This is a genomic window from Alteromonas sp. 4NH20-0104, from assembly GCF_057547795.1.
Map to the genome: position 1 here is coordinate 33,318 of NZ_BAAJLP010000007.1, position 16,285 is coordinate 49,602.

Sequence of the window (16,285 nt, forward strand, 5' to 3'; positions counted from 1 at the left end):
ATGCAAAATAATGGCGGTTCTCAGCCGAATAATTCATGTGATATTGGTGTCATTGGTTTAGGTGTTATGGGTAAGAACCTGGCGCTTAATTTAGCCGACCATGGTTACCAGGTGGCGTGTTTTGATTTAGACGCTAATCGAATTGATGCCATTGTTGCTCAGGACCGCAAGGAAAATGGCGCGGATTCAGCCAGAATCGTGCCGGTCGATACCCTCGAAGCGCTGCGCGGTGCGCTAATTTCGCCAGCCGTTATTTTGCTGTCTATCCCTGCCGGTAAGCCGGTGGATATGGTCTGCGAGCAACTTATTGCCGCTGGTATCGATACCGATGATGTGATCATTGATACCGGTAACAGCTTATGGAGCGACTCCGTTGAGCGCGAAAAACGCTTTGCGGATAAATTCCTGTTCTTCACTACCGCGGTGTCTGGCGGCGAGGTAGGGGCACGTTTTGGCCCTTCGTTAATGCCCTCCGGCTCAGAAAAAGCCTGGCAACGTGTAGGCCCGATGTTGCGTGCTATTGCTGCAAAGGTTGACCCTGACACCGGTAAACCCATCGAAACGGCAACGCCGGGAGAGCCGGTTAAGCATGGTGAGCCCTGCGCGGCTTACATTGGCCCTAATGGCGCCGGTCACTACGTCAAAATGGTTCACAACGGTATAGAGTATGCCGATATGCAGTTAATTTGCGAGGCTTACCAGATCATGCGCGTGGCGCTGGGCATGACGCCAGGCGACATTGCCGCAGTGTTCCGCCGCTGGAATCAGGGCCCACTGGACTCGTATTTAATTGAAATCAGCGCTGAAGTGTTAGATCAAATCGATCCGGACACCCAGGCGCCACTGGTTGACGTAATTCTCGACAAAGCCGGTATGAAAGGCACCGGGCTGTGGACGGCCGTCAGTGCTTTACAAACCGGCAGCCCGGCACAAACTATTGCTCAGGCCGTGTTTGCCCGCAGTTTGTCAGCGCTCAAATCAGAGCGCGTTGAAGCCGCAAAAGTGCTGGCTGGTCCTGACGTTCAAGCGGTGAGTGATGAGCAACGTGAGAGTGTTATTAGCCAGTTAGAGCACGCGCTGTATTGTTCAAAGATCTGTGCCTATGCACAGGGTTTCCAGCTTATGAATGCGGCGGCGCAAGAGCAGGGCTGGACCTTACATTTTGCTGAAATTGCCAAAATCTGGCGCGCCGGATGTATTATTCGTGCGGTGTTCCTGCAGTCTATTTCCAATGCTTTCGACCGGGATATTAACCTGCCTAACCTGCTGGTGGATCCGTTTTTTGCTGAGCAGGTTGCAACTTACCAGTCTGACTGGCGAGCTACGGTGGCGCTCAGCGCGGTACAAGGCGTAGCCTGTCCGGCTATGATGTCGGCGTTAAGTTATTATGACTCCTATCGCACGGCTGTTCTGCCCGCTAACCTGTTGCAGGGACAACGGGATTTCTTTGGCGCTCATACATTTTCGCGCACCGATAAGCCCGCAGCTGAGAAATACCACATTGAGTGGAGTGATCCATCCCGTCCTTTGCAGCTTATCCAGTAGCAGGTCTGCCAGCACGAGGAGAGAAGAATGACTGATAACGATAAATGGCGTGACAAGCTCAGCGAAGAAGAATACCGGGTGACTCGCTTAGCCGGTACTGAGCGTCCTTTTTCCGGTACTTTGTTGTATGAGTCACGCAGTGGTACTTATGCGTGTAAATGTTGCGGCGTGGCGTTGTTCGACAATACCAGTAAGTTTGAATCGGGTTGTGGCTGGCCTTCGTTTTTCTCGCAAACAAACGACGATAACGTAGGCTATCGTTTTGATGAAAGCCATGGCATGCGCCGCACCGAGATTTATTGTAAAAACTGTGAGGCGCACCTTGGCCATGTGTTTGACGATGGTCCGGCGCCGACCGGACAGCGTTATTGTGTTAATTCCGTGAGTCTGGATTTTAATCCGGAGTAAATTGCACTATCTTGCCAGGAGCCGGCAGCAGACTTTGCCGGCCTCCTGAATAACATTTCCCTTTATTTCGCCACGCAATAACCATTATTTGAAAAAAAATTAAGTTTTTTTCTGTAATTAAATTTCAAATTTCTTATCACAAGCGATCAATTTTTAAGGTGTGGGCATCAAACTCCCGGGCCTCAATTGCGCTGGCAATATCATCGGCTAGTCGATCAAGAATATCTACCGGTAAACTGTGCTGAGTACTCAGAGCTACCAGCTGACTACTATCGATGCTGTCGGCAAAATGGTTGGTTACCCTGGTCCAGACATACGCCATACGGTAATTTTCAATGTCCATCGACAGCGTCATCAGCATACTGCTGATATGACCGTCAATTTCCTGTTCCACGTTAGCGTACTGACTCAGTGCCATGAACAACGCATCCCGGGCCGCCAGTGGATCGTCGGCAATCAGAATGCTGGCCAGGTCGATATAGTACTTCGGTTCACTGAACACACCTTGTCTGGCTGCCGCCACAAAACGCGCTCTGGCATCCTCGTAGCCAAATCTAGACCATTGATAATACGAGATATAAGGGTCTTGTGAGTTCTTGGTTTGCCATTGTAACTGCTTTAGCGATTTGTTGATGGAGACGGTGGCTTCCTTACGGGCAAATTCTTTATCACGGTATTTGATATATTCAATCTGTGACGCCTTGGCAATACAGGACTCGTAGTTTTCGTAGTTGATCAACAAATCGTACTTAGGCCGGTCGCTGTCATCGTCTTTAAAGTTAAAGCGGTGACGAATAATTTCTGACCGTTCAGCCCGACACCAGCCATCGGTGTTTAAATCGGCACAAAAATGCGGGTAGTCTTCGCAAATAGTTTTAACGCTGGGCGCAAAAAAATCGCCACACGCACTGAGCAGCAGGGCAGAAGTCAGACAAATCCCCCCTTTCAAAACTGTGGAAAAATTACTTAATAAATCCCTCTGCTTCCTTGTTTTTATTGATTTTCTGAAACTTTTCAACAATTTGGAGTTACCTCTTTGATTATTTAGAATACCTGCCGACGGGAATAAGAGGTAGGAGTGTTCTGACGTACAACCACATATTCCTGTACACATCGTCAATTTTATACATGATTTATTTGATGAAGGCACTAGTATGAACCAACCCTTTGAGCAAGAATTGCAATCCAGCTGGCAGGAGCGCCAGGAATACGCAGAAATGATGTTACCGATTATAGGTAAATTATACCGTAATAAGTCTATTGAAATCTCTGTGTACGGTCGCACACTGTTAAACGCCAGTGCGATTGATGTAATCAAAGCTCATCGTAAAGTCCGTCTGCACGAAGGCATTAAATTACGCCTGCGCGAGAGCTATCCTATTTTAGAAGCCATCAACGCTATGCAACTGGCACCAGCCCAGATTGACATTGGTAAACTGGCTTTCGATTTTCACTATGGCAGTGCCGTCGACAAAACAGACCTTAACGCCTACCTGAAGGACAAGTTAGCGGACGTGGTCGATAAATCAGATGATCATGAACCCCAGGACGTTGTACTGTACGGTTTTGGCCGTATCGGTCGGTTACTGGCTCGCTTAATGATTGAGCGTCAGGGACAAAATAATAAACTCCGCCTGCGCGCCATTGTAGTGCGTGGTGGTCGTGACGGTGATTTGGAAAAACGTGCCAGTCTGCTGCGTCGTGACTCGGTCCATGGGCCGTTTAACGGCAGTATTACTATCGACCACGAGCGTAACGCCTTAAAAGCCAATGGCTCATATATTCAGGTGATTTACGCTAACAGCCCGGATGAGATTGATTACACCGAGTACGGCATTAACAATGCGCTGGTGATTGATAACACCGGTATCTGGCGCGACCGGGATGGCCTGGGCCTGCACCTGAAAGCGAAAGGCACAGCAAAAGCACTGCTGACAGCGCCGGGTAAGGGCGATATTAAAAACATCGTGTACGGAGTAAACAACGCCGATATAGGCGAATCTGATACCATTGTGTCGGCGGCAAGCTGCACCACCAATGCTATTACGCCGGTGTTAAAAGCCCTCGACGAAGAATACGGTATTGTTAACGGCCACGTTGAAACGGTTCACTCGTACACCAACGATCAGAACCTGATTGATAACTACCACAAAGGCGAGCGTCGCGGGCGGAGTGCACCATTGAATATGGTTATCACGGAAACCGGTGCTGCCAAGGCTGTAGCGAAAGCTTACCCGAAACTGGCGGGTAAACTGACCGGCAACGCAATCCGTGTGCCTACACCCAATGTGTCGATGGCCATTCTGAACCTGAACCTGGATAAATCGACCGATAAAGTGGCGGTAAATGAGTTTTTGCGTGATACCGCGCTGTTCTCCTCTTTACAGCATCAGATTGACTACACCGCGTCGACTGAAGTGGTGTCAACCGATATGGTAGGCACCCGTGCGGCATCCGTAGTTGATTCACAGGCGACCATCGTAGCCGACAATCGTTTAACCCTTTATGTTTGGTACGATAATGAATTTGGTTACAGCTGTCAGGTAATGCGTGTGGCGATGGATATGGCCGGGATCACCGTGCCGACACTGCCAGCGTAAGACGCAATTGTACAAGCTTTAAACGGCACCTTCACAGGTGCCGTTTTTTTATCCGCGGCTAACTGACTAATAGTTGGCCAGAATCCACAAAAATCCGCTTTTCACCGTTTAAGTGCATAGTATTGTTAAACTCTACTGTGTTAAATTAAAGCCATTCGCACACCAAAATAAAACAGATAACTATAACGACAGATGCAGATATCCAGCCTTTTTGACAGCGGTAACATCCGCGTAATCCGTGCCGAGCAACCTGACGACATCATGCTCGCGATCAATAAAGACAATCAATCCGATTTTTATCAGTGGTTTCACTTCCGCCTGACCGGAGAGGTCAACCGCTTGCATACACTGCATATCAGTGATCTTGCTTCATCAGCCTATCCAAAAGGCTGGGAAGGGTATAATGTACTGGCGTCCTACGATCGCCAGACCTGGTTTCGGGTCGACAGTGAATTTAACGGTGACATTCTGACGTTCAGTATTGCGCTGGAGCAGCCGCAGGTATACTTTGCTTATTTCATTCCTTACAGCTACGAGCGACATCTGGACTTATTAGCCGATGCGCAGTGCTCGCCGTTGTGTGAACTTAAGTATCTGGGCGATACTCTGGACGGACGCGACATGTCGCTATTGGTGATAGGTGAGCCAGGAGAAGATAAGCGCAATATCTGGATCACGGCTCGTCAACATCCCGGTGAAAGCATGGCCGAGTGGTGTGCGGAAGGTATTATTGGCCGTCTGTTAGATGAGCAGGACGGGATCAGCCGCGCCCTGCTGGAAAAGGCGGTGTTTTATATTGTGCCAAATATGAACCCGGATGGCAGCGCACGGGGGCACCTGCGCACCAATGCGGTGGGTGCAAACCTAAACCGTGAGTGGAAAACACCTAGCCTTGAGCGCAGCCCGGAAGTCTATTACGTACTCAATGCCATGCATGAGGTGGGCGTTGACATGTACCTCGATTTGCACGGCGATGAAGCTCTGCCCTACAACTTTGTGGCAGGCAGCGAAGGGATTCCGGCCTACAGTGACAAGCTGAAAGCGCTGGAAAACCAATTTAAGGACGCCTTGCTGATGGCGACTCCCGAATTTCAGGATGAGTTCGGCTACGCCAAGGACGAGCCCGGACAAGCCGACCTGACCATTGCGTCTAACGCAGTAGGGCAGGCGTTTGAATGTCTGGCCTATACGATAGAAATGCCTTTTAAAGATAATAATAATTTACCTGATCCATTATTCGGCTGGTCTGTGCAACGATGCCAGCAGTTTGGTGAAGATATCCTGGTAGCCGCGAACAACGTGGTTGGCAGTTTAAGGACATAACAACAATAAACATTAACAACAAGGGGAAACTGGTTTGGAAGGCTTGTTTAATTTTTTAACGTCGCTTGACGGGATGCTCGGGGGGGCTGATTGGTTTCCCTTTGTGCTGTTGGGTGTCGGTCTGTTTTTTACGATATACCTGAAATTTCCACAAATTCGCTTTTTCAAGCACGCATGGAAAGTGGTCACCGGTAAGTACGATCATAACGACGATCCCGGCGATACCACGCATTTCCGAGCGCTCACCACCGCACTCTCGGGGACGGTAGGTACCGGTAACATCAGCGGTGTGGCGTTTGCTATATTCCTGGGCGGTCCGGCGGCGCTGTTCTGGATGTGGGCCACGGCATTTTTGGGTATGACCACCAAGTTTGTGGAAGTCACGCTCTCTCATAAATACCGGGTACAAACCGAAGATGGCACCATGGCTGGTGGACCCATGTACTTCATGGACCGGGGCCTGAACATGAAATGGCTGGCGGTGGCTTTTGCTATCGCGACGGTTATCTCTTCTTTCGGTACCGGTAACCTGCCACAAAGTAACGGTATTGCCACCAGTATTGAGACCACCTTTGGATTTGAGCCATGGATAGTAGGTAGCGTACTGGGTATTTTACTGGCACTGGTTATCCTCGGCGGTATTCAGCGCATCGCAGCTTTTACGGCGCGGGTCGTGCCTTTTATGGCGGTGGTTTATCTGATTGGTGCGTTGGCGGTGATTTTTGCCAACATCGAAAACGTGATCCCGTCGTTTATGTCGGTAATCAGCGATGCCTTTACCGGTTCAGCAGCGGCCGGGGGCTTCCTTGGTGCGTCACTGGCTTATGCCTTTAACCGCGGGGTAAACCGGGGATTATTCTCTAACGAAGCGGGCCAGGGTTCTGCGCCCATTGCTCACGCTGCGGCAAAAACCAAGGAACCGGCTTCTGAAGGCATGGTGTCACTGCTCGAGCCATTTATCGATACGATTATTATTTGTACCATCACCGGTCTGGTGATTTTGTCATCGGGTGTGTGGAAAGAAAAACACGAAAACGTGTTTGATCGCTCCGACATGGTGTTTGTAGCCGGTGAATATACCGATAGTGTTGATGCCGACAAAAGTCAGTTGTATGGTTTCCTGAATGGGGTGGACGGTAATGAAGTGGAAAGCTATACCGGAGCCATTACCGTGGTCAATGGTTCGGCTGTTACCGGTGGCTACACCTTAATCAACGCCCGTTCTGTTGCTGAAGATGTTCAGTATCTGGTGGGCAGTGAAGATCCGTTCTCCGGCACGTTGCAAATTAAAAATGGTAAGCCGGTGAAAGAGAACCTCATCATAGAAGGTAAATCACTGGTTCACTCAGCCTCGCTGACGACCATTGCCTTTACCCGTGGCTGGTTTGGCGACTTTGGCCAGTACATTGTATCGATTGGTTTATTGTTATTTGCCTTTTCAACCGCCATTGCCTGGTCTTACTACGGTGACCGTGCCATGACCTATTTGTTAGGGCCACGTTCAATCATGCCGTACCGGGTAATTTATGTGGCCGGGTTTGTTTGGGCGTCTTTCTCTGATACAACCCTGGTCTGGGCACTCTCTGCGGTGGCAATTGTGGTGATGACCCTGCCTAACCTGTTCGGTATTGTATTACTCAGCAAAGAGATGAAGGCGACTGTCGATCACTACTGGCAGCGTGTAAAAGAGAACGAAAAGTAAAAGTAAACCAGAGCCGGTTTCTGTCAGTAAAAAGACTGGCACCGGCATTGTTTTTAAAAAGCCAGGGCTGACTCCTGGCTTTTTGATATGGTGTCTTACTGCTCCTGATCAGGGTAAAAAACGAAGCGTCGTTAGTTTACCGTACAGAGCGAGCAGTTAGTCACTCCGGAAATAACGATTAGAGGAGATAGAATGGCGTTAATTGATTGTCCGTCGTGTGGTAAGAAGATGTCAGATAAAGCCAAGACTTGTTCTCACTGTGATTTCTCTTATGGCGAAGCCTCGGTAGAGGATATTGAGCGTAAAGAGAACATGAAACGGTTTAAGAAAATGCATAGCATTCAAAACCAGTCTATGCTCGCTATGCTGTTGTTCATTGGTGGTTTCGGTTTTATGTACTGGGGTGGTGTGTCGCCAGGCGATACCCAGCATTCGGTAGCGCTCATGACCTGTGTGATTGGGTTTTTATGGTATGGCATCAATCGGGTTCGAATTGTGCTTTTAAAACGGTCGGGTAAATGAATGTAGAAAAACTTCTCGCCGCCATGACACCAGACGTTTACGAACGTCTGCGCCTGGCGGTTGAAACGGGTAAATGGCCTGATGGTAAAGTACTGTCTGACGAACAAAAAGAAAACTGTCTGCAGGCGGTATTGCTGTATCAGGCCAGGGTAGCTCAATCCAACGAACATATGACCGTTGGCGAAAGTGGCGAAATTATCCACAAGAGCAAAAGTGAGCTGCGTCGCGAATTACGCGAAAGCCAGTCTAATGAACAATCCATTGCGCGGTTTAAACAGGATGATATTTAGTCGATTTTTTTCGCCTTCCCATAGTAGTAATGATCCGGACACAAGATTAAAAGCCATTGAAAATTTATCGCCAGATTCGCCTAATGAACGGCGTATTCTGCATGAACTGGCCTTCAATGATTCGGTTGCGGCAGTGAGTCTGGCGGCACTGGAGAAACTTAATTCCTTTGCCCTGTGGTTAAAGATGTCTCAGATTGCCAGGGAGCCCCGATTATTAACCGCTGCTCAGGCCAAAGTCGAGTGCGCTCTGATTGATGGGGATGCTGAAATCAGCATGCCGGAGATCAAAGAGTACCTGCTGAAGTCGGCACCGGCTGAACAGGTCATAAAATGCCTGCCGTTGATGACCGAGCTGCACCAGGATAAAACTTTCTGTCTGGCAATAGTTAACAAGCTGGGACGGAGCAGTTTTACGCAGCAGTTGATTTCAGCGACGCCGGAAACGGGGTTAAAGCTTGCTATCATCGAGCGGAGTCAGAATTCCGATTTATTGCAGAAGCTATTGCGTAAAGCAACCGATACCTCGGTACAGCAAGCAATTGCAGAGCGTCTGGCTTATTTACAGGAACAAGCACAAAAACCCGTACGTCTGGGCCGTGAGGTCACTCTGGTGCTGTCAAAACTATTGGCACTGCTGGAGAAGTCAGATTACCTGCAAATCGGCGCTGACCAGACCTCACTTAATCAGGAGTTTGAAACACTCAAAGCGGATTTTGCGTGTCTGGACGACGAAACCCGTGACGAATATAACACCAAATTGCAGTCTTTGAATGAGCGGGTATCCGCGCTACTTGCCCGCCTTAAACCAGAGTTTGAAGCCCAGCAGCAAGCCGCCGCTCATCAGGCAGCCAGGCAGGCATGTAGCAAAGCCGTTGCCGAAGTAAAACAGCTTCACAAACAATTGCAGGGTGAACAGATTCTGAGTCTGACACTGGGTGAGGTGACGGTATTTCAGCAAGCCGTAGAAGCGGCTGAGCAGGCTTTGGTGACCTTACAGGCATTTGAAGCGCCGGCCGACGAAATTGAAAGCACCCTCGACAGTTACCGGCATATCTGGGATCGGCTGCCGGATTTACAGCGTCAGGTGGCGGCATTACAAACGCAGTTGCAAACCTGGCAACAGTGGCTGTCCGACCCAAATGTTACCTGGCAGCTTGAAGAGATCAAAAACAGTTGGCGGGAGCAAACCGCTTCCATGGCATTGGTGCCGGCCTTTCTGCGTACCCAATGGCAAGCATTGCTGGATCAACTGAAGGTGCGTGAGCAGCAGCGACAGTCCAGTCAACAGCGCCATTTAAAACACTGCCGTAAGCACCTTAACATTATTAATAACATGGTAGAGCAGGGCAAATACCGCGCCGCCATGGCCCGTTTTCAGCACCTTGAAAACGATTACCAAGACCTGCCGGCAGACACGCAGGCGATGCTAGAAAAACGCTTCGAACAAACCCGAGAGCAGATAGCCCGCCTGGAAGGCTGGCAGATTTATCTGGCAGCACCGCGCAAGCCTGAATTAATTGAGCAGGCTGAAGGGCTGCTTAAAGAGAGTCAGAATGATATGCCGGGCCGGGCTCGTTCGATTAAATACCTCAGGCAACAATGGCAAAGCCTGGGCGAGTCGAATACGGTGGAAGATCAGGCTTTAAACCGTCGTTTTGATGAGCTCCTGGAACAGGCATTTGAGCCTTGCCGTCGCTATTACGCAGAGCTGGAATTACAAAACGATAAGGCTGCCGCTGAGCGTCAGCAACTTATCGAGCAAATGCTGGCTTTACCGGCATCCGGTGACGATAACAGTCAGCGCTTTCAGCAATTTGAAACCCTGAAGAAACAATGGCAGCAGGCGGGACAAACAGACAGTGAGCGATACCGTCAGTTGCGTGAGGCCTGGGATCAGGCGTGCAGTGCCGTTACCGAGGTGATTACCCCGTGGCTACAGCAAAATCGCCAGGCCAAGCAAGCGTTAATCGATAAGGTTAATGCCTTAAGCGAACTCGATGATATCCAGCAGGCAAGAGCGGAAGCGAAGGCTTTACAAGCTCAGTGGAAAACGCTGGGGCCAGCCGGCAAGCGCTTTGAATCAAAATTGTGGTTTGCCTTTAAAGCGGCGAATGACAACTTGTTTAACAAAGCCAAGTCGGTCCAGGCGCAACAAAAAGCGGCTCAGTCACAAGCCGCAGGGCAATGGCGCGAACAATTGCAGGCGGTTAAGCAAGCGTTGGACACTCAGTCTGAGTCAGTCACTGCTATCCAGCAAATGCTTGACGAATGCCAGTTAACACTTAAGGAAGTTAAGGACAATAAGCTGCAGAAGACGCTGGCAAAAGAGCTGGCATCCGTCCAGGCCGGTCTTGATAAACAGCTTGAACAGCAGTTGAACGAAGCCTTTATCAGTGCCACCGAACAACTGGTGGCGCAGGTGTTAAGCGACGTGCAATCGGTGTCGACGCTGAGCACTGAGTATCCTATGTTGCCGTCCACGTGGTTTAAGGCCAAAGGCGTAGAGGCGCCACAGGACTGGCTTAAAGCACTGTTAACCCTTGAGGTACTGGCGCAACTTGATTCACCCGAGGCCGATGGTTCCTTGCGTTCAACCGTGCAGTTACAGCTGATGCAGGCAAAACTCAATGGCGAGCCTCTGCCTTCGTCTAATCAGCTGATCGGTGAGTTACTGGCCAGTCAGACGGTGCTGTCTGAGCTGGATACCTTCCCCTTTAAACAACGATTGTTTGAAGTGTGTGTGTATTTTGGCCTGGCCGGAGACGAATGAGCCGTGAAAAACAGCGTTGAATATCAGTTTCCTTCACAGCCGCTGGCTTATCGTTTTTTAAATACGGTAAAGCACTTTGACGCTGATCAGTTAGTCGTCAGGTATGGCAAATCTAACCACCATGTAAAAGTGAGTTACCGGATAAAAACGGAAGGCTTTGATTCCACCCTTGGCGAGCTCGATGACTTAGCGAGCCAAATGGAGGGCTCGGAAGTTTAATCTCAGTGGCAGGCCAGTGTTATTTAACTGGCCTGCTGCGATTGCTTACCCGGCGCTAAACGCCACCTCATAACCTGCGTATTTACGAATATTGATCACCCGATCGCCATCGAGCATCCAGTACTGGCCTTTAATGCCCGTCAGCACACCACTGAACTCAGGTGTTTTATCCAGATTAATTGATTTAATTTTTACCGGATAATCGTATACCGGGTAGTTAATCTGATGGCTGACATCCTCTACCGGCGTGACAGCCTGAATACCTTTTTCTGCAGCTATCTGCGCTAAATCATCGGCAAGTTTCTCCAGCATCTCATGCTTTAAGGCGATCAGATCCTGCTGGTCGGGCTGCCCTTTCAGCATTGTCCGCCAGTTGGTTTTGTCACCGATATACTGGGTACACAGCTGTTCTACCTTCCCACTGGTGAGGCGGTCGGGGACTCTTAGCATTACGGTAGCCTGGCTGGCACCCTGATCAATCCAGCGACTGGAAATTCCTTCAGTGACATGACGGGTAATACCCACTTTTAAATTTCCGGTGTTGGCCAGATACACGAAGTGGTCGGAGAAACAATTCTCTTCACCCCATTCCGGTTCGCGACACGTCCCTTCATGGTAGTGACACTTCTCCGGTTTGATAATACAGGTATCACACTGGGCCAGTGAGATTACGCAGGGGTAACAATAGCCCTGGTTAAAGCTTTTCTTGGTTTTACGCTGGCAATGTGTGCAATAAATATTGCCACTGAACGTCAGGCTTACCGGTTTACCGATAAGCTCATTCATTGATACGGTGGCATCGCCCACTGGTAGCTCATACAGAGCTACGTGTTCGGCATCCGTGGCGACCCGCATCTTTCTTAGTGTTCCTGAATACTGCATGGTTGTGTGTTCCTGTTAATTGCTCAGTTCACCCTGCAAACTCTGGCTCAGCTGGTGCTTAAGCTCATCGAATGACAGTGACTGACTGAGCAGATAATGTAATTTTGCCAGTGTGGCTTCCGGGGTCATGTCAAAGCCGGAGACAACGCCCGCCTGGGACAGGCCATGGCCGGTTTTATAACCCCCCATATTCACCCGTCCTTTAAAGCACTGGGTACAATTAACGACGACAATTTGGCGCTCTGCAGCGGTTTCTAACTGCGCTAACAGCTGCTTGTTCTGCGGCGCGTTACCCACCCCATAACTGAGTAAAATGAGTGCATTGACCGGCTGTTGCAAAGTATTCTCTATGACCATAGGGGAAATCCCCGGATACAGACTCACCAGCCCGATGGGCTGGGCGGTTACCTTACTCACTTTCAGTTCAGTGTTACTGGCTCCGGCAATTTTACCGGCTTTTACACGAATATTGATACCCGCTTCCAGTAAGGGTGGGAAGTTAGGTGAATCAAAGGCGTCGAAGCCATCGGCATCGACCTTACGGCTGCGATTGCCGCGAAACAGTTTATTGTTAAAAAACAGACTGACTTCGGCAATGGGATAATTGGCGGCAATGTACAGGGCATTTAATAAATTCACCTGACCATCGGAACGAAGTTCTGCCAGCGGGATTTGCGAGCCGGTTACGATCACCGGTTTGCTCAGGCCCTGTAACATAAAACTCAGTGCCGAGGCCGTATAAGCCATGGTGTCGGTGCCGTGAAGGATGATAAAGCCATCAAATTTATGGTAGTTGGCAGCTATGTCATCGGCGATAAATTGCCAGTCTGCGGGGCTCATATCCGATGAGTCCATGAGTTCATCATATTCACGCAGAGTGAATTGTGGCATCTCCGGACGATGAAATTCCGGCATCGAGGCCAGGGTATTCGCCAGGAAGCCGGCTGCTGGAACATAGCCCTGGGATGAGGGGCGCATACCGATTGTGCCGCCGGTGTAGGCAATATAAATTTGTTTACGCATAGTGTTATCACAAACTGCTGACATTTTAGTGATTGTAACAAGGGAATGGTGCCAGGCTAAATGCTTAATGTGCCTGGTTGTGGATTGTTGAGTTCACTTTGGTTGAAAGTTGGCTGATAATGCGGGTGGCTTACTCAGTAATAGCAGGGAAAAAGATGAATAATAAAAAGGGAACGCTGGTCTGTGTCGGGCCTGGAATGGTGCTTGGTGCACATATGACCGAGCGTTGTAAAAATCATATTCAGCAAGCAGATATAGTGTTTACCAGTTGCCATCCGGTGATTGAGAAATGGCTGGCGACGCTCAACTCATGTACCTATTCATTGCAGCATCTTTACGCTGACAACAAAGACCGCCGTAATACTTACCAGCAAATGCAGGCTGCTATGCTTGCTGAGGTGCGCAACAATAAAAAAGTGGTGGGCGCGTTTTATGGCCATCCGGGCGTGTTTGCTCAGGTGCCACATCATTCCATTAAACAAGCAATCGAAGAGGGCTTTGAGGCATGGATGGAGCCGGGAATTTCCGCTGACGCTTGTTTGTACGCTGATATGGGCATCGACCCTGGGGCCTATGGTTGCCAGCAATTTGAGGCAAGTCAATTTATGTTTTATCAGCGCAAGCTTGACCCCAGTGCCTATGTTATATTGTGGCAGTTAGGGCATGCAGGGGACTTGTCATTAACGCCAAGGCTCACCGGCGCGCCGGAAAGGCAGGTACTGGTGGATATGTTGCTTGAGTATTATGCGCCTTCACATCAGGTGGCCATATACGAGTCGCCGTTTTTACCCACTCAACAACCGCGGGTTATCTGGCAACGTCTTGATGAGCTGCCTCAGGCTGATATCTCATTGATTTCGACGTTGGTAATCCCGCCCGGTCGGCGGTTAATCCCTAATGATGATATTGTCACACGATTAAAGTCGATTTATCCGCCGTCACATGATAAAAATACAACTAATGCATTAGGCTGACAAAAAGGAGCAATAAAATGGGTGCGATTTCTTTGTTAGAAAAGTTGGGGGTAGACCCGAGCTTAGATATAAATGATTTGTCGCCGGCGGAGCGGGCCGAACTTGACCAGTTGTTAGCCACTATTGCCCAGGACAAGAATAATCCCACGTTGTCGGTCAACGAACCTACCGACCCGGATGAGCCTGAAGATAAGCCGTCGAAGGACGCTTAGATTTTTTATCCCGCAACAGGAAGGTAAATAAAGTACAGATGCGACGTTTTCTTTGGTTCGGTTTTCTTCTGTGCGTGAGTTGGCCTGTGGTGAGTTCTGTTCATATCGACAAGCTCAGGCTTGTCGATAGTGTTCGTTTGTCCGATCACGAACAGGCGAAAGAAGCACTTGCCAGCATTCCATTGATGTCGCTGGATGGCGACGAAGTCCAGTATTACCGTTACCTCGAAGGTCTTATTTTGACTTTGGAAGGTAATGAACTTACCGATATTATCGCTCGTTATGACGGGCTTTTAGAGCAAGCTGTGCAGCCGGAGCTAAAGATCCGTATACTCGGCTCACTGATCAACCTGCTTGGTGTCAGGCGCGATTGGAAGAGCGGTTTGCAACGGGTTGAGGAATTGCTAGCCCTGCTGCAGGAAATCCCTGATTCTGCCTACAAGCCGGATGCTTACCTGAATCTTGCCCATTTTCATCTCAATATTGGTCAACCTGAAACCGCGTTGCATTTTGCCGAAAAGGCGTTTTCCAGCGAAGCACTGGTACCGCGAATTCGCTGCGGGTTGCATCTGGTCATTATTTCTACCAAGTCTAAATTGCAACTGGATGACCTGTCGCTGGCCGAATTTTCCCAGGCCGATCAGGTCTGTAACAACGCAAATCAGAATTACACCATTGTTAATATTAATATCTGGAAAGCCAAGTGGTTGTTACAGCAAAATCGGCTTGATGAAGCGCAAACAGTATTAACGACCACTCTGATGAAAGCGGAAAAATTCCCTACCGATGGACAACTTATTGAGATTTTCAGTTTGTTTGCTATCGTTTACTGGAAAAATGAAGCCTTTGACAACGCCCGGCACTACGCCGACAAAGTCATGGCGGTGGAGTTTAAAGAAGACTTTCCGCAGCCCTTAATCGATACCTACGATATAAAGCGCCAACTGGCCGAGCGCAATGGTGATTACAAGCAGGCATACCAATACCTGACGGCCCGTCAGCAATTAGAACAACACATGTATGAACGCCAACTGGCGGACGAAATTGCCATTCAGCAGGCCCGCTTTGACATAGATGCCAAACAAAGTGAAATTGAGCTGCTGGACAAACAAAATGAACTGTTAAAAGCGGAATCCATGCTTATTAACGAGCGCCTGGAAAATTCACTATTGGCACTGGCGCTGGTTTCTATCCTGTTATCATCGTTGTTATTCTGGTCGTATCGTAGCCGTAAAGTGCAATCAAAGTTAAAGATGTTTGCGCAAACCGACGCGCTGACGCAGATTGCCAATCGTGGCCACTTTACCGATTGTTTAACCGAAAAATTATCTCAGGCGCAGAAAAACGGCAGCCTGGTTGGCCTGATCCTGCTCGACCTCGATCATTTTAAAAATATTAATGATACCTATGGCCATCAGGTGGGTGACTGGGCACTAATACAAACCGCTAAAGCCATAAAAGAAAGTGTTGGCGACGATGCCATTGTCGGCCGTCTGGGCGGAGAAGAATTTGGCGCGGTGATTACCGGCAAACGGGAAGCTGAAATTATGCACATCGCCGAGCGCTGCCGGATGGCAATTGAACATATCCAGTCAACCATGAGCGAGTATCAGTTTAAACTGACTGTCAGTGCTGGCGTAAGTAATTCTTCTCAGGCGGGCTACAAGCTTGAAAACCTCTATGCAGCCGCTGATTTGGCGCTCTATCAGTCCAAACATTATGGTCGCAATCGGGTTTATGAATACTCTTCGACAATGGTAGGTTAATTCTCACTATTTACTGCTATATTTCCCCCTGCGAGCGCATTCAACTGGC

At 49.2% G+C, this 16,285-nt stretch carries 15 protein-coding genes; 12 read left to right on the forward strand and 3 right to left on the reverse strand.

Going from position 1 to position 16,285, the window contains the following annotated elements; all coding sequences use genetic code 11:
- Positions 1-1,545 (forward strand): NADP-dependent phosphogluconate dehydrogenase, encoded by a 1,545-nt coding sequence (gene gndA / locus AC27IB_RS06740; protein WP_296044362.1) that lies wholly within the window; start codon positions 1-3, stop codon positions 1,543-1,545.
- Positions 1,546-1,572: 27 nt separating this feature from the next.
- Positions 1,573-1,953 carry a peptide-methionine (R)-S-oxide reductase MsrB gene (gene msrB, locus AC27IB_RS06745; protein ID WP_296044364.1) on the forward strand — a complete coding sequence of 127 codons (381 nt, stop codon included), beginning with the start codon at positions 1,573-1,575 and terminating at the stop codon, positions 1,951-1,953.
- Between the two features lie 136 nt (positions 1,954-2,089).
- Here msrB and AC27IB_RS06750 read toward each other — a convergent pair whose 3' ends face one another.
- Positions 2,090-2,902 carry a DUF2989 domain-containing protein gene (locus AC27IB_RS06750; protein ID WP_296044366.1) on the reverse strand — a complete coding sequence of 271 codons (813 nt, stop codon included), beginning with the start codon at positions 2,900-2,902 and terminating at the stop codon, positions 2,090-2,092.
- 205 nt (positions 2,903-3,107) lie between these two features.
- Here AC27IB_RS06750 and AC27IB_RS06755 point away from each other — a divergent pair, with 205 nt between their 5' ends.
- The 7 genes from AC27IB_RS06755 to AC27IB_RS06785 all read left to right on the forward strand — a co-directional run bounded on the left by AC27IB_RS06755 (position 3,108) and on the right by AC27IB_RS06785 (position 11,379).
- Positions 3,108-4,553: a glyceraldehyde-3-phosphate dehydrogenase gene (locus tag AC27IB_RS06755; RefSeq protein ID WP_487119790.1), complete on the forward strand. Its 1,446-nt coding sequence runs from the start codon at positions 3,108-3,110 to the stop codon at positions 4,551-4,553.
- Between the two features lie 192 nt (positions 4,554-4,745).
- Entirely contained in the window at positions 4,746-5,876 is a 1,131-nt protein-coding gene (locus tag AC27IB_RS06760; RefSeq protein ID WP_296044369.1) for a M14 family metallopeptidase, read from the forward strand.
- A gap of 34 nt (positions 5,877-5,910) precedes the next feature.
- On the forward strand, positions 5,911-7,578 hold the full coding sequence (locus AC27IB_RS06765) for an alanine/glycine:cation symporter family protein (protein ID WP_296044372.1): 1,668 nt from the start codon (positions 5,911-5,913) through the stop codon (positions 7,576-7,578).
- A gap of 192 nt (positions 7,579-7,770) precedes the next feature.
- On the forward strand, positions 7,771-8,100 hold the full coding sequence (locus AC27IB_RS06770) for a hypothetical protein (protein WP_296044374.1): 330 nt from the start codon (positions 7,771-7,773) through the stop codon (positions 8,098-8,100).
- Positions 8,097-8,390, forward strand: a complete 294-nt coding sequence (locus AC27IB_RS06775; protein WP_487119793.1) for a YeaC family protein — start codon at positions 8,097-8,099, stop codon at positions 8,388-8,390. Before AC27IB_RS06770 ends, AC27IB_RS06775 begins: the two co-directional genes overlap by 4 nt.
- Positions 8,380-11,160 carry a DUF349 domain-containing protein gene (locus tag AC27IB_RS06780; protein WP_487119795.1) on the forward strand — a complete coding sequence of 927 codons (2,781 nt, stop codon included), beginning with the start codon at positions 8,380-8,382 and terminating at the stop codon, positions 11,158-11,160. Before AC27IB_RS06775 ends, AC27IB_RS06780 begins: the two co-directional genes overlap by 11 nt.
- A 3-nt stretch (positions 11,161-11,163) precedes the next feature.
- Positions 11,164-11,379, forward strand: a complete 216-nt coding sequence (locus tag AC27IB_RS06785) for a hypothetical protein (RefSeq protein WP_487119797.1) — start codon at positions 11,164-11,166, stop codon at positions 11,377-11,379.
- Positions 11,380-11,424: 45 nt separating this feature from the next.
- Here AC27IB_RS06785 and AC27IB_RS06790 read toward each other — a convergent pair whose 3' ends face one another.
- Both AC27IB_RS06790 and ansA read right to left on the reverse strand, forming a co-directional pair.
- The gene (locus AC27IB_RS06790; protein WP_487119799.1) at positions 11,425-12,261 is read right to left on the reverse strand and encodes a DUF2797 domain-containing protein; all 837 of its coding nucleotides are present in this window, start codon (positions 12,259-12,261) and stop codon (positions 11,425-11,427) included.
- Between the two features lie 15 nt (positions 12,262-12,276).
- Positions 12,277-13,284: an asparaginase gene (ansA, locus tag AC27IB_RS06795; protein WP_487119801.1), complete on the reverse strand. Its 1,008-nt coding sequence runs from the start codon at positions 13,282-13,284 to the stop codon at positions 12,277-12,279.
- 155 nt (positions 13,285-13,439) lie between these two features.
- Between ansA and AC27IB_RS06800 the strand changes: the two genes are divergently transcribed.
- The 3 genes from AC27IB_RS06800 to AC27IB_RS06810 all read left to right on the forward strand — a co-directional run bounded on the left by AC27IB_RS06800 (position 13,440) and on the right by AC27IB_RS06810 (position 16,236).
- Positions 13,440-14,258: an SAM-dependent methyltransferase gene (locus AC27IB_RS06800; protein ID WP_487119803.1), complete on the forward strand. Its 819-nt coding sequence runs from the start codon at positions 13,440-13,442 to the stop codon at positions 14,256-14,258.
- Between the two features lie 17 nt (positions 14,259-14,275).
- On the forward strand, positions 14,276-14,470 hold the full coding sequence (locus tag AC27IB_RS06805) for a hypothetical protein (RefSeq protein ID WP_487119806.1): 195 nt from the start codon (positions 14,276-14,278) through the stop codon (positions 14,468-14,470).
- An 86-nt stretch (positions 14,471-14,556) separates the two neighbouring features.
- On the forward strand, positions 14,557-16,236 hold the full coding sequence (locus AC27IB_RS06810) for a diguanylate cyclase (protein ID WP_487119808.1): 1,680 nt from the start codon (positions 14,557-14,559) through the stop codon (positions 16,234-16,236).
- Positions 16,237-16,285: the final 49 nt, after the last annotated feature.

Excerpts from the sequence above, each read along its gene's own strand:
- AC27IB_RS06770 (WP_296044374.1), top strand. The coding sequence starts at position 7,771 with ATGGCGTTAATTGATTGTCCGTCGTGTGGTAAGAAGATGTCAGATAAA.
- AC27IB_RS06805 (WP_487119806.1), top strand. The coding sequence starts at position 14,276 with ATGGGTGCGATTTCTTTGTTAGAAAAGTTGGGGGTAGACCCGAGCTTA.
- AC27IB_RS06790 (WP_487119799.1), bottom strand. The coding sequence starts at position 12,261 with ATGCAGTATTCAGGAACACTAAGAAAGATGCGGGTCGCCACGGATGCC.
- ansA (WP_487119801.1), bottom strand. The coding sequence starts at position 13,284 with ATGCGTAAACAAATTTATATTGCCTACACCGGCGGCACAATCGGTATG.
- AC27IB_RS06760 (WP_296044369.1), top strand. The coding sequence starts at position 4,746 with ATGCAGATATCCAGCCTTTTTGACAGCGGTAACATCCGCGTAATCCGT.
- AC27IB_RS06775 (WP_487119793.1), top strand. The coding sequence starts at position 8,097 with ATGAATGTAGAAAAACTTCTCGCCGCCATGACACCAGACGTTTACGAA.
- AC27IB_RS06780 (WP_487119795.1), top strand. The coding sequence starts at position 8,380 with ATGATATTTAGTCGATTTTTTTCGCCTTCCCATAGTAGTAATGATCCG.
- AC27IB_RS06755 (WP_487119790.1), top strand. The coding sequence starts at position 3,108 with ATGAACCAACCCTTTGAGCAAGAATTGCAATCCAGCTGGCAGGAGCGC.
- msrB (WP_296044364.1), top strand. The coding sequence starts at position 1,573 with ATGACTGATAACGATAAATGGCGTGACAAGCTCAGCGAAGAAGAATAC.
- gndA (WP_296044362.1), top strand. The coding sequence starts at position 1 with ATGCAAAATAATGGCGGTTCTCAGCCGAATAATTCATGTGATATTGGT.
- AC27IB_RS06800 (WP_487119803.1), top strand. The coding sequence starts at position 13,440 with ATGAATAATAAAAAGGGAACGCTGGTCTGTGTCGGGCCTGGAATGGTG.